Raw genomic sequence first — 19,545 nt, 5'->3', positions numbered from 1 at the left:
ATTTTCCCGGGCATCGGGGCGGCAGGCCAAGTATCCTCGGCAGCGGCCACCGCGCGGCGGACGAAGGCGGTCATTTGATAATTGTTTGCATTTAAACGTCAAGCTCGGACATATCCGGACACGAGCTGACACTTGAGGATAGCCATGAAGTTTCTGTGCACGGGCGTCGATCTGGTCGAAGCCACCAGCCGCGGGTTCGAGATCGACGGCAACAAACTGTTCGCCGTGCGCCGGGCCGGCAAGGCGTACGTCTATCTCAACCGATGCCCGCACCGGGGCGTCGGGCTGGAATGGCAACCCGACCAGTTTCTCGACCCGAGCAACAGCCTGATCCAGTGCGCCACACACGGCGCACTTTTCCTGATCGAGGGCGGTGAATGCGTGGCTGGCCCTTGCGCCGGGCAATCGCTGACAGCCATCGATTGCCGTGAAGATGCTCAAGGGCTGTGGGTCGACGTTTAACCGTCGAGCAATACGTCCAGTCGTCGATCAATCAACATTTCCTCATGGCTCAACCGCACGCCATAAGCCAGCACCTCGACCCCGGACGCCACTGCCTCACGCAAGGCATCGGCGTAGGCCGAATCGATTTCCACGGCCGGGCGTACCGCTTCGATACCGGTCAGATTCACGCAGTACAGCTGCACTGCCCGGATCCCGTCCCGCGCCAGATGCGCCAGCTCACGCAAATGCTTGGCGCCCCGCTCGGTCACCGCATCGGGAAAGGCCGCCACCGCCGTACCGTCGAAACCCAGCGTGACACTTTTCACTTCCACGTACGCCGGCCCGGTCGGGTATTCGAGGCGGAAGTCGATACGGCTTTTTTCCTGTCCATAGGCCACTTCGCGTTTCAGCACGGTAAAACCGTTCAACTCGCTGATGACACCGGCCTGCAAAGCCTCTTCGACCAGCGCATTGGCGCGCCCGGTGTTCACGCAGAAAAACCGCCCCTGCGGGGTTTCGCCGATTTCCCAGGTGCCGGGCAGCTTGCGCTTGGGATCATTGGAACGGCTGAACCAGACCTGCCCGCCTTCGACCTGACAATTGAGCATCGAGCCCGTATTCGGGCAATGAATCGTCAGCAGTTCGCCGCCAACGGTTTCGATGTCAGCGAGAAAGCGCTTGTAACGGCGGATCAACCGGCCTTCTTCAAGAGGAGGAAAAAAGCGCATCAGCCTTGCCAGCTCTTCAAACCGCGACCAATGCGTCCCACTGCTTCCTGTAGGCGAGGGAGGTTTTGCGTGTAGGCGAAGCGCACATGATGACTGGCCTGATAACGACCGAAATCCAGCCCCGGAGTAAACGCTACGTGCTCGGTTTCGAGGAAGTGACGGCAGAACGCGAAGGCATCGCCGCCGAACTTGCTGATATCGGCATACAAGTAGAACGCGCCTTCCGGTTCCACGGCGATATTGAATCCCAACTCCCGCAATGCTGGCAGCAGGAAATCGCGGCGGCGGCCGAATTCGGCACGGCGCTCTTCGAGGATCGCGATGGTATCCGGCTCGAAACAGGCCAGCGCCGCATGCTGGGCCATGCTCGGTGCGCTGATGTAGAGGTTCTGCGCGAGCTTTTCCAGCTCGCTGACCGCCGCATCCGGCGCCACCAGCCAGCCAAGACGCCAACCGGTCATGCCGAAATATTTGGAGAAACTGTTGAGGACAAACGCGCTGTCGTCGACTTCCAGCACGCTGGCGGCATCGGTGCCATAAGTCAGGCCGTGGTAGATCTCGTCCACCACCAGATGCCCGTGCCGCGCCTTGATGGCTGTGGATAAACCCGCCAGCTCATCGCGGGTCAGAATCGTGCCGGTCGGGTTGGCCGGTGACGCGACCAGTGCGCCGACACTGTCGTGATCCCAATGGCGCTCCACCAGATCAGGCGTCAATTGATAGCGTACGTCCGGTCCGACAGGAACGAGCTGCGCCGCGCCCTCGACCAGCCGCAGAAAGTGCCGGTTGCACGGATAACCGGGATCGGCCAGCAGCCAGTGTTTGCCCGGGTCCACCAGCAACGCGCTGGCCAGCAACAGCGCCCCGGAGCCGCCAGGGGTGATCAGAATCCGCCGCGGATCGATATTCAGGCCATACCGGGTCTGATAGAAGCCGGAAATCGCTTCGCGCAACTCAGGAATGCCACGGGCAGCGGTGTAACGGGTTTTCCCCGCCGTCAGCGCAGCCTGGCCGGCACGGATGATCGGTTCAGCGGTCGTGAAGTCCGGCTCGCCGATTTCCAGGTGGATCACGTCATGGCCGGCGGCCTGCAATTCATTGGCCCGCGCCAGCAACGCCATCACATGGAACGGTTCGATCGCACGACTGCGCGCACTGTAGGGCTGAGCCATTGGCCTTCCTTCAACGAGTGAAAAGAAACGATTCTACCCATCTGCCGGAACGAGCGAGAACCCGCAGCGGTCACAGCCTCAAGAACGCTGGACTGTAACAAGGCAAACGTACGCTCCAGGATTGACTAAAATCAGTGATTGTCAGGTCTCCAGCACCACCAGACATGGCTTGGCAAACATTTGCAGGCACCACCGGCCGCGGGCTCGACATCCGGGAGTAGCGCGGGCCGAATTGATCTGGTAAGTTCGCCCGCTTGCAGCCGCAGGGCCGGCAGGTGTCGGTGATGGAGCAATCCTGCGCAATGGATTACAAGAGTAGAGGCGGTCCATTTCATGCCCACCCAAGCAAAGCAACAGCAGCAACAGGCGATCAGCGGTTTCGAACCTTACGTTCCGGCCGAAGGCGAAGAGTACATGGGCAAGCCCATGCGCGCGCACTTCACCAAGATCCTGACCAAGTGGAAACTGGACTTGATGCAGGAAGTCGACCGCACTGTTGATCACATGAAAGACGAAGCAGCCAACTTCCCTGATCCGGCCGACCGTGCCAGCCAGGAAGAAGAATTCGCCCTTGAGCTGCGTGCCCGCGACCGCGAGCGCAAACTGATCAAGAAGATCGACAAGACGCTGCAACTGATCGAAGACGAAGAGTACGGCTGGTGCGACTCCTGCGGCATCGAGATCGGCGTCAAGCGCCTCGAAGCCCGTCCGACCGCCGACATGTGCGTCGACTGCAAGAACCTTGCGGAAATCAAGGAAAAGCAGGTCGGCAAGTAATCCCGACCTGAACGAGAAACGGAGCGTGCGAACGCTCCGTTTTTGTTTCTGCCGTTTTTTACTCTTCAAGTAACATCGCCCTCATGACTGCCAACACTTCCCCCGCCTACATCGGCCGCTTCGCCCCGACTCCCAGTGGACACCTGCACTTCGGCTCGCTGGTAGCGGCGCTGGCCTCTTATCTGGATGCCCGCTCGGTGAACGGCCGCTGGCTGGTGCGCATGGAAGATCTCGATCCGCCCCGGGAAGAACCGGGGGCGCAAGCCGCGATTCTCAAAGCCCTGGAAAGCTACGGCTTCGAATGGGACGGCGAAATGGTCCGCCAGAGCGATCGACACGAAGCCTACGCCCAGGTGCTCGACAGCCTGTTCAATCACGGTCTGGCGTACGCCTGCACCTGCTCGCGCAAACAACTGGAGCCTTATCACGGCATATATCCGGGACTGTGCCGCAATGCCGGCCATGGTCAGGAAGACGCCGCGATCCGCCTGCGCGTGCCGGAGCTGGAATATCACTTCATTGACCGGGTGCAGGGCGAATACCGTCAGCACCTGGGACGCGACGTGGGGGATTTCGTGATCCGCCGCCGCGACGGCCTCTACGCCTATCAACTGGCGGTGGTGCTGGACGATGCGTGGCAGGGCATCACCGACATCGTGCGCGGCGCCGATCTGCTCGACTCGACGCCGCGCCAGCTCTACCTGCAAGAACTGCTGGGCCTGCGCCAGCCGCGCTACCTGCACCTGCCGTTGATTATCCAGCCGGACGGCAACAAGCTCGGCAAGTCCTACCGCTCGCCGCCTCTGGAGGCCGATCAGGCCACGCCATTGTTGCTGAGAGCCTTACGTGCGTTGGGCCAAGAGCCGGGACCTGAGCTGGCCCACGCCTCGCCGCAGGAGCTGCTGAAATGGGGCTGCGCCCACTGGGATGCCTCGAAAATCCCGCGCACACTGACCCTGCCCGAAGCGCAACTGCTGTGACGACACTTGCAGTGGCGCGCCCATCCGTTACCATCGCCGCACGTTTTCGGGCACGCGCATAAAAAAGAGAGGCCGGGATGTACATCTATCGCTTGGTCCTGCTTCTGGTCGTGGGGATCTACCTGTTTTCTCCCGCCATCATGGATTGGTGGATCGACGCCACGGGCGCCTGGTATCGCCCTTATCTGCTCTGGCTGATCCTGATCGTCGTGACCTTCATCCTGCAGAGCCAAAAAGATGCCGATGAGCTTTAGCCTGACCCAGATGCTGCTGATCAGCGCCGCCTACCTGGCCGCGTTGTTCGGCGTGGCGTGGATCAGTGAACGGGGCATGATCCCGCGGGCGATCATTCGCCATCCGCTGACTTACACGCTGTCGCTGGGGGTCTACGCCAGTGCGTGGGCGTTCTATGGCACGGTGGGTCTGGCCTACCAGTACGGCTACGGCTTTCTGTCCAGCTATCTCGGGGTGTCCGGCGCGTTTCTGCTGGCGCCGGTGTTGCTGTATCCGATCCTGAAGATCACCCGCACCTATCAACTGTCGTCGCTGGCGGACCTGTTCGCCTTCCGCTTCCGCAGCACCTGGGCCGGTGCGCTGACCACGATTTTCATGCTGATCGGCGTATTGCCGCTGCTGGCGTTGCAGATCCAGGCCGTGGCCGATTCCATCGGCATCCTCACCGGCGAGCCGGTGCAGAATCGTGTGGCCCTGGCGTTCTGTGCGCTGATCATCCTGTTCACGATCTTCTTTGGCTCGCGCCATATCGCCACCCGTGAAAAGCATGAAGGTCTGGTGTTCGCGATTGCCTTCGAATCGGTCATCAAACTGGCCGCTCTCGGCGGCGTCGGCCTCTATGCCTTGTACGGTGTGTTCGACGGCCCGCAACAACTTGAACTGTGGCTGCTGCAGAACCAGACCGCCCTCGCCGCCCTGCACACGCCGCTGCAGGAAGGCCCGTGGCGCACGTTGCTGCTGGTGTTCTTCGCCTCGGCGATCGTGATGCCGCACATGTATCACATGACCTTCACCGAAAACCTCAACCCGCGCTCGCTGGTCAGCGCGAGCTGGGGCCTGCCGCTGTTCCTGCTGCTGATGAGCCTGGCGGTGCCGCTGATTCTGTGGGCCGGCCTGAAACTCGGCGCGACCACCAATCCGGAATACTTCACCCTCGGCATCGGCATCGCCGCCAACAGCAAGTCGCTGGCGTTGCTTGCCTATGTCGGCGGCCTGTCGGCGGCCAGCGGCCTGATCATTGTCACCACGCTGGCGTTGTCGGGCATGGCCCTGAACCACCTGGTGCTGCCGCTCTACCAGCCACCGGCCGAAGGCAATATCTATCGCTGGCTGAAATGGACCCGCCGGGCGCTGATCGTCGCAATCATCATGGCCGGCTTCTGCTTCTACCTGATGCTCGGCGCCGAGCAGGATCTGGCCAACCTCGGCATCGTCGCCTTCGTCGCGACCCTGCAATTCCTGCCCGGCGTGCTGTCGGTTCTGTACTGGCCGACCGCCAATCGCCGGGGCTTCATCGCCGGGCTGCTGGCGGGGATTCTGGTGTGGGTGGTGACCATGCTGCTGCCGCTGGTCGGCAATCTGCAGGGTTTCTACATTCCGCTGCTGAACATGATCTACGTGCTGGACGACACAAGCTGGCACATGGCGGCCATCGCCTCGCTGGCGGCCAACGTCTTGATGTTCACTTTGATTTCGCTGTTCACCAATGCCAGCCCCGAAGAAGCCAGCGCCGCCGAAGCCTGCGCTGTGGATAACGTGCGTCGTCCGCAACGCCGCGAACTGCACGCCGCCTCGCCCCAGGAATTCGCCACGCAACTGGCCAAGCCATTGGGCGCCAAGGCTGCGCAAAAGGAAGTCGAACAGGCCCTGCGCGACCTCTATCTGCCGTTCGATGAACGCCGCCCTTACGCCTTGCGTCGACTGCGCGACCGGATCGAAGCCAACCTCTCCGGTCTGATGGGCCCGAGCGTGGCCCAGGACATGGTGGAAACCTTCCTGCCGTACAAGGCCGGCGGCGAAAATTACGTCACCGAAGACATCCACTTCATTGAAAGTCGCCTTGAGGATTACCACTCGCGCCTGACCGGCCTGGCCGCCGAGCTTGACGCCCTGCGCCGCTACCACCGCCAAACCTTGCAGGAACTGCCGATGGGCGTCTGCTCGCTGGCCAAGGATCAGGAGATCCTGATGTGGAACAAGGCCATGGAAGAGCTGACCGGGATTGCCGCGCAACGAGTCGTCGGCTCGCGTCTGAGTACCATCGCCAATCCTTGGAAAGAATTGCTGCAAGGCTTCATCAACCTGCCCGACGAGCACCTGCACAAACAGCACCTGGCCCTCGACGGCCAGACCCGCTGGCTGAACCTGCACAAAGCGGCCATCGACGAGCCGCTGGCACCGGGCAACAGCGGCCTTGTGTTGCTGGTGGAAGACCTGACCGAAACCCAGATGCTCGAAGACAAATTGGTGCACTCCGAACGTCTGGCCAGCATCGGTCGTCTCGCGGCGGGCGTGGCCCATGAAATCGGCAACCCGATCACCGGCATCGCCTGCCTTGCGCAAAACCTTCGGGAAGAACGCGAAGAAGATGGCGAACTGACGGAAATCAGCGGCCAGATCCTCGAACAGACCAAACGCGTGTCACGCATCGTGCAGTCGCTGATGAGTTTCGCCCACGCCGGCAGCCATCAGCACAGTGACGAGCCCGTCTGTCTGGCGGAGGTGGCTCAGGATGCCATTGGTCTGCTGGCCCTGAACCGGCGCAATTTCGAAGTCCAGTTCTACAACCTGTGCGACCCCGATCACTGGGTCGAAGGCGACCCGCAGCGGCTCGCTCAGGTGCTGATCAATCTGCTCTCCAACGCCCGTGACGCCTCGCCTGCCGGCAGTGCGGTGCGGGTCAAGAGCGAAGCCGGCGAACACACGGTCGATCTGATCGTCGAGGACGAAGGCAGCGGTATTCCATCGAGCATCATGGACCGATTGTTCGAACCCTTCTTCACCACCAAGGATCCTGGCGAAGGCACCGGTCTGGGCCTTGCACTGGTCTATTCCATCGTTGAAGAGCATTATGGACAAATCACCATCGACAGCCCGGCTGATGTTCAGAGCCAGCGCGGCACCCGTATCCGGGTGACATTGCCGCGTCATGTCGAAGCGACGTCCGCTGTGAACTGAGACCGTCGAGAGTATCGAATCAATGCCGCACATTTTGATCGTCGAAGACGAAACCATTATCCGCTCCGCCTTGCGCCGCCTGCTGGAGCGCAACCAGTACCAGGTCAGCGAAGCCGGTTCAGTGCAGGAAGCACAAGAACGCTTCAGTATTCCCACATTCGATCTGATCGTCAGCGACTTGCGTCTGCCGGGTGCTCCGGGCACCGAGCTGATCAAGCTCGGCCAGGGCACGCCGGTGCTGATCATGACCAGCTACGCCAGCCTGCGTTCGGCGGTCGATTCGATGAAGATGGGCGCGGTGGATTACATCGCCAAGCCTTTCGACCACGATGAAATGCTTCAGGCCGTCGCCCGGATCCTGCGTGATCGCCAGTCGGCGCCGGCTGCCGGTGAAGTCGTTACCGGCAAAACTGCCAACGGCAACGGCAAATCCGCCACAGACAACAGCAACGGCGAGATCGGCATCATCGGCTCCTGCCCACCGATGCAGGATCTTTACGGCAAGATCCGCAAAGTCGCCCCGACCGATTCCAATGTCCTGATCCAGGGCGAGTCCGGCACCGGTAAAGAGCTGGTGGCCCGCGCCCTGCACAATCTGTCGAAACGCGCCAAGGCACCGATGATCTCGGTGAACTGCGCCGCCATTCCGGAAAGCCTGATCGAGTCCGAGCTGTTCGGTCACGAGAAAGGTGCATTCACCGGTGCCAGCGCCGGTCGTGCCGGTCTGGTGGAAGCGGCGGACGGCGGCACGCTGTTCCTCGACGAGATTGGCGAACTGCCTCTGGAAGCCCAGGCCCGCCTGTTGCGCGTATTGCAGGAAGGCGAAATTCGCCGGGTCGGCTCGGTGCAGTCACAGAAAGTCGATGTCCGACTGATCGCAGCGACCCACCGTGATCTCAAGAGCCTGGCGAAAATCGGCCAGTTCCGTGAGGACTTGTATTACCGCCTCCACGTGATCGCGTTGAAACTCCCGGCCCTGCGTGAGCGTGGCGCCGACGTCAACGAAATCGCCAATGCGTTCCTCGCTCGCCAGAGCGCACGCATTAACCGCACCGACCTGAAATTTGCCGCCGATGCCGAACAGGCGATCCGGCACTATTCGTGGCCGGGTAACGTGCGAGAACTGGAAAACGCCGTCGAGCGCGCCGTCATCCTGAGCGAAAGCCCGGAAATTTCCGCCGACCTGCTGGGCATCGACATCGAACTGGGGGATCTGGAGGACGACGAGTTCATCGGCCTGCCGGCGCAACCGGCCGGTAACGCCAGCAACAGCAGCCATGAGCCGACCGAAGACCTGTCGCTGGAAGACTACTTCCAGCATTTCGTGCTCGAGCACCAGGACCACATGACCGAGACCGAACTGGCGCGCAAACTGGGCGTCAGCCGCAAATGCCTGTGGGAACGCCGCCAGCGTCTGGGGATTCCACGGCGCAAGACCGGGGTCGCCAGCGAGAGCTGAACGATACCTGTCGAGTGTGCGGGTAACGGTTGAGGATGTGAAAAAACTGTTACCTCAGTCTTTTCACGTAACAGAAGCCGGGGTTATCGGTAACGAAACCCCGGCTTTTTTTCGCCCCGCGAAAACGGTTATATCGACCTAACCCCTTGTTTTATTGGGGTTCGCAAAAGTTGGCACGGCCCCTGCTATATGTTTGGTACAAGAACAATAACAAGCAATGCACAAGACAATAAAAATAAGACGAATCGACTCACGCACAATAAAAACAAGACGGCGAGAGGCGCAGCTAACTGATTCTTTTGGAGAGGCGTTGTATTTGGGGCTTGCCCCACGACCAGGCTGAGAACAACAAAAACTGTCCTAAGACAGAGCCTGTACTGGTTGGATCGAGAGATCACTGCAATTCAGCGACCAAAGCAATCCGTTTGCTCTTGGCTCCCGATTGGGAGGGTCATGAAGGAAAAGCTTCATGGCGAGGGCGCTCAACAAAAACAAGAAGCCCGAATCAATAATAAAAAGAGCACGCAACTACTTCTTGGGGAGCTTCGGCTCCCCTTGTAGTTTCTCCCTCCCGGGAAAATCTCCCCTCCTGACGCATCTTCACCCCTCTAGCCTGCGGCCTGCAGCGCAAATCGGCAGCGTCCTACACCATCCCTCGACTAAATGCTAGAATCCCCGCCCATCATGCGGTCATTCTCTGGTATGGCCGAACATTCCTTCAAACAGTGCATCCCATGCTGAAGAAGCTGTTCCAGTCATTCCGAACTCCCCTGCGTCGTACGCAACACATCCGTAGCACGCCTGAAGTCCTCAACAGCGGCCAACACTCGCTGCAAAAGGCGCAATTCAGCCGATACGCGGTCAACATCGTCGAACGTCTGCAGGGCGCCGGCTACCAGGCCTACCTGGTTGGCGGCTGCGTGCGAGACATGCTGCTGGGCATCACGCCCAAAGACTTCGACGTCGCCACCAGCGCCACTCCCGAGCAGGTTCGCGCCGAATTCCGCAATGCGCGGATCATCGGCCGCCGCTTCAAGCTGGTGCACATCCATTTCGGTCGCGAAATCATCGAGGTCGCGACCTTCCGCGCCAACCACCCGCAAAACGAAGACGACGAAGACAGCAACCAGTCTTCGCGCAACGAAAGCGGGCGCATTCTGCGCGACAACGTCTACGGCACCCTGGAAGAAGACGCGCAACGTCGCGACTTCACCATCAATGCCCTGTATTACGATCCGGTCAGCGAGCGCATTCTCGATTACGCCAACGGCGTGCACGACATCCGCAATCATCTGATCCGCCTGATCGGCGACCCGAAACAGCGCTACCAGGAAGACCCGGTACGGATGCTGCGGGCCGTGCGTTTCGCCGCCAAACTCAACTTCGGCATCGAAAAACACACCGTCCAGCCGATCCGCGACCTGGCACCGATGCTGCGCGAAATTCCGTCGGCCCGCCTGTTCGAGGAAGTGCTCAAGCTGTTCCTCTCCGGCCATGGCGCCATCACCTTCGAGATGCTGGTCGACCTGCAACTGTTTGCGCCGTTGTTCCCGGCCAGCGCCGATGCGCTGGAATACAACCCGGAATACACTCACACGCTGATCAGCGATGCACTGACCAACACCGACCTGCGGATCAAGCAGAACAAACCGGTGACCCCGGCGTTCCTGTTTGCCGCCCTGTTGTGGCCTGCCCTGCCAGCCCGCGTGTTGCGTCTGCAGGAACGTGGCATGCCGCCGATTCCGGCGATGCAGGAAGCCGCCCACGAGCTGATCGCCGAACAGTGCCAGCGCATTGCGATTCCAAAACGTTTCACCATGCCGATCCGCGAGATCTGGGACATGCAGGAACGCCTGCCACGCCGCAGCGGCAAACGCGCCGACCTGTTGCTGGACAATCCGCGCTTCCGCGCTGGCTACGACTTCCTGCTGCTGCGTGAAAGCGCCGGCGAGCAGACCGATGGCCTGGGCGAATGGTGGACCGACTATCAGGACGCCAACGACAGCGAGCGCCGCGACATGATCCGCGACCTCAGCGGCAAGGAAGACGGCGCCAGCGGTGCTCCGCGCAAGCGTCGCCGCAGCAGCGGTTCCAAGCGCAAACGCGCCGGCGCACCGAGCGCTACGGGCGCTACGGGCGCTACGGGCGAATAAGGCATGGAACGCATCTACATCGGCATGGGCAGCAACCTGGCTGACCCGGCCGAACAACTGCGCAGCGCGGTCGACTCATTGTCACAGCTGCCGAGTACAGCACTGGTCGGTGTCTCTGCCTTTTTCCAGAGCGACTCGCTGCTGCCGGGTCAGCCGCGTTACACCAACGCGGTTGCGGCACTCGACAGCACACTCGCCCCGCTGGAACTGCTCGATGCCCTGCAAGCCATCGAAAACGGCCAGGGTCGCGAGCGCCTGGAACGCTGGGGCCCGCGCACGCTGGACCTGGACATCCTGCTGTTCGGTGACCGTCTGATCAATGAGCCGCGCCTGAAAGTCCCGCATTACCACATGCAGGAGCGCGCGTTCGTTCTTTATCCCCTGGCCGAACTGGCCCCCGAAGATCTGCGCCTGGCCGACGGCCGCACCCTTGCCGATCTGCTCGCAGCCTGCCCGTTCGTCGGCCTCGAACGCCTCTCCCACGCCTGACCCAAACCGCCGATGCGGGAGCAAACCTGCTCCCGTATTTTGCGTTCTTGTAGGACAAAAACTCCGCAAATCAGGCCCGCCGGCCCGCTGAATCGCATCAGTAACGCCGGTAACACTCCCGACGTAACAATGCGGTAACACATGCAATTGACTTCCTGAGGTCTCCTCACGACTATAGGCGTCCCGCTGCCGCCAACCCGGCATACAAGGGCGCAATCCAGGCCTTATAAGCACGACAAAAGAGCGTGCGCCTGAATAGATGACGAATCACGCGCGTTACTCGCAGTAGTTTCCAAAGCGCCTGAACGAGGATTTCTTACATGCCAGCCATCACCCTGACCACGCTCCAGAGCCTCAAGCAGAAAGGTGAAAAGATCACCATGCTGACCTGCTATGACGCGACCTTCGCCCACGCCTGCAACGAGGCCGGTGTCGAAGTGCTGCTGGTGGGCGACTCCCTCGGCATGGTCCTGCAAGGTCACGACAGCACCCTGCCGGTGACCATTGCGGAAATGGCCTACCACACCGCCTGCGTCAAGCGCGGCAACACCGACGCCCTGATCCTGGCCGACCTGCCGTTCATGGCCAACGCCACCCTTGAACAAACCATGACCAACAGCGCCATGCTGATGCAGGCCGGCGCACACATGGTCAAGGTCGAAGGTGCGCTGTGGCTGGCGGAATCGATCCGCCTGCTGGCCGAACGCGGCGTACCGGTCTGCGCCCACATGGGCCTGACCCCGCAAGCCGTGAACATTCTCGGCGGCTATAAAGTGCAGGGTCGCAACGAAAACCAGGCGCGCCAGATGCGCGCCGACGCAATCTCCCTGGAGCAGGCCGGCGCGGCAATGCTGCTGCTGGAATGCGTGCCGAGCGAACTGGCGGCCGAAATCACCCAGGCGGTGAAAATCCCGGTGATCGGCATCGGCGCCGGTACCGACACCGACGGTCAGGTCCTGGTCCTGCACGACATGCTCGGCCTGTCGATCAGCGGCCGCGTCCCGAAATTCGTGAAGAACTTCATGCAGGGCCAGGACAGCATTCAGTCCGCACTGAAGGCTTATGTGAACGAAGTCAAAGCCGCCACCTTCCCTGGGATCGAACACGGATTCTCTGCATGAACACCGTCAAAACCGTACGTGAACTGCGCGCTGCCGTGGCGCGCGCCCGCAGTGAAGGCAAGCGCATCGGCTTCGTGCCGACCATGGGCAACCTGCACAGCGGCCACATCGCGTTGATCACTAAAGCCAAGCAGCGAGTGGACTTCGTGGTCGCGAGCATTTTCGTCAACCCGCTGCAGTTCGGCGCCGGCGAAGACCTCGACAAATATCCGCGCACCCTGGCGGCGGATCAGGAAAAACTGCTGGAAGCCGGTTGCTCCCTGCTGTTCGCCCCGACCGTCGAAGAAATGTACCCCGACGGCATGGCCGGACAGACCCGGGTCAGCGTGCCGCAGCTTTCCGAAGGACTGTGCGGCGCCAGCCGTCCCGGGCATTTCGAAGGCGTGGCGACCGTGGTCAGCAAACTGTTCAACATGGTCCAGCCGGATCTGGCGATCTTCGGTCAGAAGGACTACCAGCAACTGGCCGTGATCCGTGCGCTGGTGCATGACCTGAACATGCCGATCCAGATCATCGGCGAGCCGACCGTCCGTGCCGCCGACGGCCTGGCGCTGTCCTCGCGCAACGGTTTCCTCAGCGAGGAACAACGCGCCGTGGCGCCCGTCGTTTACCGCGCCCTGAGCAGCATTGCCGAGTCGATCAAGCAGGGCGAGCGCGACTTCCCGGCCTTGATCCTGGCCCAGCGGCAACAGCTGGAAGCCGCCGGCCTGCGTCCGGATTACCTGGAAATCCGCCATGCCCTGACCCTGCGTCCGGCCACGGCGGAAGATCGTGATCTGGTGATCCTGGTTGCAGCGTTCCTCGGCACCACCCGGTTGATCGACAACCTGCACCTGAACCTCGATACCCCCGCCTGAACACCGCAACAGCAGAATGAGGGAGCGAGCCTGTTCGCTCCCGCATTCGTGCCACATCCCCTTCCAGATCGTATTGCCGGGCACCTGACCATCGGGCAAACTGCCCGCCGATCCACTGCGCGCGAAAGCAGGGACTTGCTCGCATTACCTGCCGTCTGTCGGCGCCTGCTGTTATCGATGTTAAAAAAGTACAGGTAACAGGTCAGAAGAAGCCAAGACAGATCGCAGCGCTGGGTTTACTGTATTCGCCCTGCGCCCGTGTAATCGTGTCGACGCAGTTGCCCCCTCGCCCAAACATGGCGGGGAGGTCTTTTCAGTGTTCAAAAGGCCGTTCAAGTAAAAAGGAAAACCGCAGCGATGGCGTACTACCGCACTCCTCATGACGTTACCGCTCTGCCTGCCTGGCAAGCGTTGAAAGACCACCGCCAAGCCATGCAGGATTTCAGCATGCGCGAAGCCTTCAACGCCGATCCGCAGCGCTTCACTCAGTTCACCCTCAGCAGCTGCGGACTGTTTCTCGACTATTCGAAGAATCTGATCAACGCCGAGACCCGCAACCTGCTGGTGGGCCTGGCCAACGAAGTCGATCTCAAGGGCGCGATCAAGGCGCTGTTCGACGGCGAAATCGTCAACTCCTCCGAAGGCCGCCCGGCGCTGCACACTGCCCTGCGTCGCCCGGTGGCCGACAAGCTGTCGGTCAATGGCGTCAACGTGATGCCTGAAGTCCACAAGGTGTTGAACCAGATCACCGATCTGGTCGGCAAGATCCATGACGGCCTGTGGCGCGGTTACACCGAGAAGCCGATCACTGACGTGGTCAACATCGGCATCGGTGGTTCGTTCCTCGGCCCGGAGCTGGTCTCCGAAGCCCTGCTGTCCTACGCCCAGAAAGGCGTGCGCTGCCATTACCTGGCGAACATCGACGGCAGCGAATTCCACGAGCTGACGCAAAAACTGCGCGCCGAGACCACGCTGTTCATCGTGTCGTCGAAATCGTTCAATACCCTCGAAACCCTGAAAAACGCCCAGGCCGCCCGTGCCTGGTACCTGGCCCAGGGCGGTTCGGAAGCCGAGCTGTATCGTCACTTCATCGCCGTATCGAGCAACAACGCGGCGGCCGTGGCCTTCGGTATCCGCGAAGAGAACATCTTCCCGATGTGGGACTGGGTCGGCGGTCGTTATTCGCTGTGGTCGGCCATCGGTCTGCCGATTGCCCTGGCCATCGGCATGTCCAACTTCAAGGAACTGCTGTCCGGTGCCTACACCATGGACCAGCATTTCCAGAGCGCGCCGTTCGAACAGAACATGCCGGTGCTGCTGGCCCTGCTCGGCGTGTGGTACGGCAACTTCTGGGGCGCGCAGAGCCACGCGATCCTGCCGTACGACCACTACCTGCGTAACATCACCAAGCACTTGCAACAGCTGGACATGGAATCCAACGGCAAGAGCGTGCGTCAGGACGGCACTCCGGTGTCGACCGATACCGGCCCGGTGATCTGGGGCGGCGTCGGCTGCAACGGCCAGCACGCTTACCACCAGTTGCTGCACCAGGGCACCCAGCTGATTCCGGCCGACTTTATTGTGCCGATCGTCAGCTTCAACCCGGTGTCCGACCACCATCAGTGGCTGTACGCCAACTGCCTGTCCCAGAGCCAGGCGCTGATGCTCGGCAAGACCCTGCCGGAAGCCGAAGCCGAACTTCGCGACAAAGGCATGAGCGAAGAACAGGTGCAGAAACTGGCACCGCACAAGGTGATCCCGGGCAACCGTCCGAGCAACACCCTGGTGGTCGAGCGCATCAGCCCGCGTCGTCTCGGCGCGCTGGTGGCGATGTACGAACACAAAGTCTTCGTGCAAAGCGTGGTCTGGGGCATCAACGCCTTCGACCAGTGGGGCGTCGAACTGGGCAAGGAGCTGGGCAAGGGCGTCTATAACCGCCTGGTCGGCAGCGAGGAAACCGCCGCCGAAGATGCGTCCACTCAAGGTCTGATCAACTATTTCCGCGGCCGTCACCGCGGCTGATCCAGCCCTGAACACACCCCCTCGCCATGAGGGGGTGTTTGTTTACAGGTATTGAACCCTCCCCGCTCTCGGCGCATCTTTATCCTTGTCGCACAACAAGAATAAGGAACCGTCATGTTCGATATCAGCACGTTCCCCAAAGCCGATGCCGTCCGCCGGGCAGCCCAGTTGAGTCAGGACGACTACCATCGCCTGTACCGCGAATCCATTGAACACCCCAGCACCTTCTGGGCCGAACAGGCCACGCGCTTCCTCGACTGGAGCACGCCGTGGCAGACCGTCCAGCGCTATGACCTGAAGACCGGCGAGGCTTCCTGGTTCGCCGGGGCGAAACTGAACGTCAGTTACAACTGCATCGATCGCCACCTGGAGAAACGCGGGGACCAGACCGCCATTGTCTGGGAAGGCGACGATCCCGCCGAATCCACGCAAATCACCTACAACAAACTCCATCATCACGTCTGCCGCCTGGCCAACGTGCTGAAAAGCCGTGGTGTGAAAAAAGGCGACCGGGTGTGCATCTACATGCCGATGATCCCCGAGGCGGCTTACGCCATGCTCGCCTGCGCACGGATCGGCGCGATTCACTCGGTGGTGTTTGGCGGTTTTTCGCCGGACTCGTTGCGCGACCGCATTCTCGATGCCGACTGCCGCACCGTGATCACCGCCGACGAAGGCGTGCGCGGTGGCAAGTTCGTGCCGCTGAAACAGAACGTCGACAAGGCCCTGCAAAGCTGTCCCAAGGTCAGCACTGTCGTGGTGGTCGAACACACCCAGAACAAGGTCGACTGGACCGAAGGCCGCGACCTCTGGTATCACCAGGCCGTGCGCGACGTCAGCGACGACTGCCCGCCGGAACCGATGGACGCCGAAGACCCGCTGTTCATCCTCTACACCTCCGGCAGCACCGGCAAACCCAAAGGCGTGCTGCACACCACCGGCGGTTACCTGCTGCAAGCGGCGATGACCTTCAAGTACGTGCTCGACTACCGCGACGGCGAAGTGTTCTGGTGTACCGCCGACGTCGGCTGGGTCACCGGCCACAGCTACATCGTCTACGGCCCGCTGGCCAACGGCGCAACCACCCTGATCTTCGAAGGCGTACCGAGCTACCCGAGCACTTCGCGGTTCTGGCAGGTGATCGACAAACACAAGGTCAACATCTTCTACACCGCCCCCACTGCCCTGCGCGCATTGATGCGTGAAGGCGCCGGCCCGTTGCAGGAAACTTCGCGACAAAGCCTCAGATTGCTCGGCAGCGTCGGTGAGCCGATCAACCCGGAAGCGTGGGAATGGTATTTCAATGTGGTCGGCGAACAGCGCTGCCCGATTGTCGATACCTGGTGGCAGACCGAGACCGGCGGCATCATGCTCAGCCCGCTGGTCAGCGCCCAGCGGATCAAACCGGGCTGCGCCACCCAGCCGATGTTCGGCGTGCAACCGGTGCTGCTCGACGAGCACGGCAAGGAAATCAAGGGCGCCGGCAGCGGCGTGCTGGCGATCAAGTCGAGCTGGCCGGCGCAGATCCGCAGCGTCTACGGCGATCCGCAGCGCATGGTCGACACCTACTTCAAGCCCTACCCCGGCTACTACTTCACCGGCGACGGCGCCCGTCGCGATGAGGACGGCGATTACTGGATCACCGGGCGCATCGATGACGTGATCAATGTCTCCGGCCACCGCATCGGCACCGCCGAGGTCGAAAGCGCGCTGGTGCTGCATGACAGCATCGCCGAAGCCGCCGTGGTCGGTTACCCCCACGACGTCAAAGGCCAAGGCATCTACGCCTTCGTCACGCCCATGAACGGCGCCGAACCCAACGACGAACTGAAGAAGGAATTGCTGGCCCACGTCAGCAAGGAGATCGGCAGCTTCGCCAAACCGGACCTGATCCAGTGGGCCCCCGCCCTGCCAAAAACCCGCTCGGGCAAGATCATGCGGCGGATCCTGCGCAAGATCGCCTGCAACGAGCTCGACAGCCTTGGCGATACCTCGACCCTGGCCGACCCGAGCGTGGTGCAGGGGCTGATCGACAAGCGCCTTAACCAGTAGAATCACGGGCGCGGTCAACCGGCCGCGCCGCCCTTCACCACTGAGTTGCCATGGAATTCATCCGCAGCCGTATCGAAAACCAGCTCATGAGCCTGACCGGTCTGTCCCTCGGCCAGCTCGATCTGGAAAATCCCAAGGGCGATCCCGGCCTGTTCGGCCCGGACTCGATCAGTTGGCAAGTGCACGGCGACTTCAGCAGCATGTTGATCGGCGGCATCAGCGCCTTGTTGCTGCAAGCCCTGCATCCACTGGCGCTGGCCGGCGTCTGGGATCACTCGAATTTCCGCCAGGACATGCTCGGTCGCCTGCGCCGAACCAGCCAGTTTGTCTCCGGCACTACGTTCGGCTCTAAACGGGACGCCGAATGGCTGATCGAGAAAGTCCGCACCATTCACCTGCAAGTCGTCGGCACCGCGCCGGATGGGCGGCCCTATGCGGCCAGCGATCCGGACCTGCTGACCTGGGTGCACGTGGCCGAAGTCAGCAATTTTCTCGCCGCCCATTTGCGTTACCGCAACCCGCAGTTGTCACCGAAGGATCAGGACCGTTACTACGCGGAAATCGCCGTGGTCGCTGAACGCCTGGGGGCTCGCGATGTACCGAAGTCGCGCCAGGCCGTGGCCGATTACCTGCAACGCATGCGCCCGCAGCTGGTGTGCGACGATCGTAGCCGCGAAGTCCTGCGCCTGCTGCTCGATGCCCCGGCACCCAGCGTGCTGGCACGGCCGTTTGGCGACCTGATGATGAAGGCCGGCATCGACCTGCTGCCGGACTGGGCCAGCGACATGCTCGATGCCCGTCAGAATCCGTTGCAACGTCAGCTGATCCGCGCCAGCGTCAAACGCAGCGCACCGATGCTACGCTGGGCGATGCGCAATGGTTCGGTGCAGCGGGCCCAACGGCGGATGGGGCTGAGATGAAGCTCAGTAGCTGCTAAACTCCCGCGCCCCGATTCCCTCCAGCAAGGCGCAAGCATGTCTTCCCTGAATCAGGCGCTGCGCGCCGCCCTCAATCAACGCCAGGATCTGCTCGCCGAGCTGCACCGCCAGGGCACCGATTGCTATCGCCTGTTCCACGGCAGCCAGGAAGGCGCCGGCGGCCTGACCGTCGACCGCTACGGCCCGCAACTGATGGTGCAGAGCTTCCACCAGACGCTGGAACTCGCCGACCTGCTGCAACTGCACGCCACGGTGAACGAAACGCTGGGCTTGCAAACCTTGCTGGTCTACAACGACCGCTCCCGTGGCAACTCGCGCATCGACCGCGAAGACAGCGTGTACCGCGCCGACGATGCAGCGCTGGTCGATCTGGTCGGCCACGAATGGGGCCTCAACTACCGCGTGCGCGGACGCCACGCCGGCCAGGATCCGCTGCTGTTCCTCGACCTGCGCAACACCCGCGGCTGGGTCAAGGATCACGCCAAGGACAAAAGCGTGCTCAACCTGTTCGCCTACACCTGCGGCGTCGGCCTCAGCGCGGCCGCCGGCGGCGCCCGCGAGGTGTGCAACCTGGATTTCGCCGAGGGCAACCTGGCAGTCGGCCGTGAGAACGGTTTGCTCAATCCGCAGCTGCCGACCATGGAATTCATCCAGTCCGATTACTTCCCGGCGATTCGCCAGTTGGCCGGTCTGCCGATCAGTCAGCGCCGCGGGCAGAAACTGCCGAGCTATCAACGCCTCGAACAACGCCAATACGATCTGGTGCTGCTCGACCCACCGGCGTGGGCCAAAAGTGCATTCGGCACCGTCGACCTGCTGCGCGATTATCAGAGCCTGCTCAAGCCAGCCCTGCTGACCACCGCCGAAAACGGCGTGCTGATCTGCTGCAACAACCTGGCAAAAGTCAGCATGGACGACTGGCGCGAACAGGTGCTGCGCTGCGCCGAAAAAGCCGGGCGGCCGGTGCGCGAATGGAGCGTAATGACCCCGGGCCGGGATTTCCCCTCACTGGACGGGCAGCCGCCGCTCAAGACCCTGATTCTCCAGCTCTGAATTTTCCCCCGGCAGGAGCCGCCTTCGGCAGCTCCTACAGAAATTACAGACAAATCTGAACAATCCTGTCTCGCGCGATGTACTTCGGAACCGGAATCGCGTGCCATA

At 61.7% G+C, this 19,545-nt stretch carries 16 protein-coding genes; 14 read left to right on the top strand and 2 right to left on the bottom strand.

Annotated features, from left to right (window positions below; all coding sequences use genetic code 11):
• The first annotated feature begins 144 nt into the window (after window positions 1–144).
• On the top strand, window positions 145–462 hold the full coding sequence (locus tag OQ248_RS15195; protein WP_265813223.1) for a Rieske 2Fe-2S domain-containing protein: 318 nt from the start codon (window positions 145–147) through the stop codon (window positions 460–462).
• Here OQ248_RS15195 and sfsA read toward each other — a convergent pair.
• Window positions 459–1,172: a DNA/RNA nuclease SfsA gene (sfsA, locus tag OQ248_RS15190; RefSeq protein WP_265813222.1), complete on the bottom strand. Its 714-nt coding sequence runs from the start codon at window positions 1,170–1,172 to the stop codon at window positions 459–461. The genes OQ248_RS15195 and sfsA overlap by 4 nt on opposite strands.
• Window positions 1,172–2,344, bottom strand: a complete 1,173-nt coding sequence (locus OQ248_RS15185; RefSeq protein ID WP_265813221.1) for a pyridoxal phosphate-dependent aminotransferase — start codon at window positions 2,342–2,344, stop codon at window positions 1,172–1,174. Before OQ248_RS15185 ends, sfsA begins: the two co-directional genes overlap by 1 nt.
• A gap of 333 nt (window positions 2,345–2,677) precedes the next feature.
• Here OQ248_RS15185 and dksA point away from each other — a divergent pair, with 333 nt between their 5' ends.
• From dksA to OQ248_RS15120, 13 genes are all read left to right on the top strand, one after another.
• Window positions 2,678–3,121 (top strand): RNA polymerase-binding protein DksA, encoded by a 444-nt coding sequence (gene dksA / locus OQ248_RS15180; RefSeq protein WP_085712147.1) that lies wholly within the window; start codon window positions 2,678–2,680, stop codon window positions 3,119–3,121.
• A gap of 83 nt (window positions 3,122–3,204) precedes the next feature.
• Complete coding sequence (gluQRS, locus tag OQ248_RS15175; RefSeq protein ID WP_265813220.1) at window positions 3,205–4,101, top strand: tRNA glutamyl-Q(34) synthetase GluQRS; 897 nt, start codon at window positions 3,205–3,207, stop codon at window positions 4,099–4,101.
• Window positions 4,102–4,178: 77 nt separating this feature from the next.
• The gene (locus OQ248_RS15170; RefSeq protein WP_003176118.1) at window positions 4,179–4,355 is read left to right on the top strand and encodes a hypothetical protein; all 177 of its coding nucleotides are present in this window, start codon (window positions 4,179–4,181) and stop codon (window positions 4,353–4,355) included.
• Window positions 4,339–7,293, top strand: a complete 2,955-nt coding sequence (locus OQ248_RS15165; protein WP_248740426.1) for a sensor histidine kinase — start codon at window positions 4,339–4,341, stop codon at window positions 7,291–7,293. The genes OQ248_RS15170 and OQ248_RS15165 overlap by 17 nt, the downstream gene beginning before the upstream one ends.
• A gap of 22 nt (window positions 7,294–7,315) precedes the next feature.
• Complete coding sequence (locus tag OQ248_RS15160; RefSeq protein WP_085712150.1) at window positions 7,316–8,752, top strand: sigma-54 dependent transcriptional regulator; 1,437 nt, start codon at window positions 7,316–7,318, stop codon at window positions 8,750–8,752.
• Between the two features lie 734 nt (window positions 8,753–9,486).
• The gene (locus OQ248_RS15155; RefSeq protein ID WP_265813219.1) at window positions 9,487–10,905 is read left to right on the top strand and encodes a polynucleotide adenylyltransferase PcnB; all 1,419 of its coding nucleotides are present in this window, start codon (window positions 9,487–9,489) and stop codon (window positions 10,903–10,905) included.
• Between the two features lie 3 nt (window positions 10,906–10,908).
• Window positions 10,909–11,394, top strand: a complete 486-nt coding sequence (gene folK / locus OQ248_RS15150; protein ID WP_265813218.1) for a 2-amino-4-hydroxy-6-hydroxymethyldihydropteridine diphosphokinase — start codon at window positions 10,909–10,911, stop codon at window positions 11,392–11,394.
• Window positions 11,395–11,714: 320 nt separating this feature from the next.
• Window positions 11,715–12,515, top strand: a complete 801-nt coding sequence (panB, locus tag OQ248_RS15145) for a 3-methyl-2-oxobutanoate hydroxymethyltransferase (RefSeq protein WP_085712154.1) — start codon at window positions 11,715–11,717, stop codon at window positions 12,513–12,515.
• Window positions 12,512–13,372, top strand: a complete 861-nt coding sequence (panC, locus tag OQ248_RS15140) for a pantoate--beta-alanine ligase (protein WP_134828136.1) — start codon at window positions 12,512–12,514, stop codon at window positions 13,370–13,372. The genes panB and panC overlap by 4 nt, the downstream gene beginning before the upstream one ends.
• A 357-nt stretch (window positions 13,373–13,729) precedes the next feature.
• Entirely contained in the window at window positions 13,730–15,394 is a 1,665-nt protein-coding gene (gene pgi, locus OQ248_RS15135) for a glucose-6-phosphate isomerase (protein WP_265813217.1), read from the top strand.
• A 114-nt stretch (window positions 15,395–15,508) separates the two neighbouring features.
• Window positions 15,509–17,446 carry an acetate--CoA ligase gene (acs, locus tag OQ248_RS15130; RefSeq protein ID WP_265813216.1) on the top strand — a complete coding sequence of 646 codons (1,938 nt, stop codon included), beginning with the start codon at window positions 15,509–15,511 and terminating at the stop codon, window positions 17,444–17,446.
• A gap of 50 nt (window positions 17,447–17,496) precedes the next feature.
• Complete coding sequence (locus OQ248_RS15125; RefSeq protein WP_265813215.1) at window positions 17,497–18,366, top strand: oxygenase MpaB family protein; 870 nt, start codon at window positions 17,497–17,499, stop codon at window positions 18,364–18,366.
• Between the two features lie 54 nt (window positions 18,367–18,420).
• Window positions 18,421–19,437 (top strand): class I SAM-dependent methyltransferase, encoded by a 1,017-nt coding sequence (locus tag OQ248_RS15120; protein WP_265813214.1) that lies wholly within the window; start codon window positions 18,421–18,423, stop codon window positions 19,435–19,437.
• Window positions 19,438–19,545: the final 108 nt, after the last annotated feature.

It is taken from the genome of Pseudomonas sp. COW5 (genome assembly GCF_026240005.1).
GTDB lineage: Bacteria > Pseudomonadota > Gammaproteobacteria > Pseudomonadales > Pseudomonadaceae > Aquipseudomonas > Aquipseudomonas kribbensis.
This window is presented reverse-complemented; position numbering and strand designations above follow the sequence as displayed.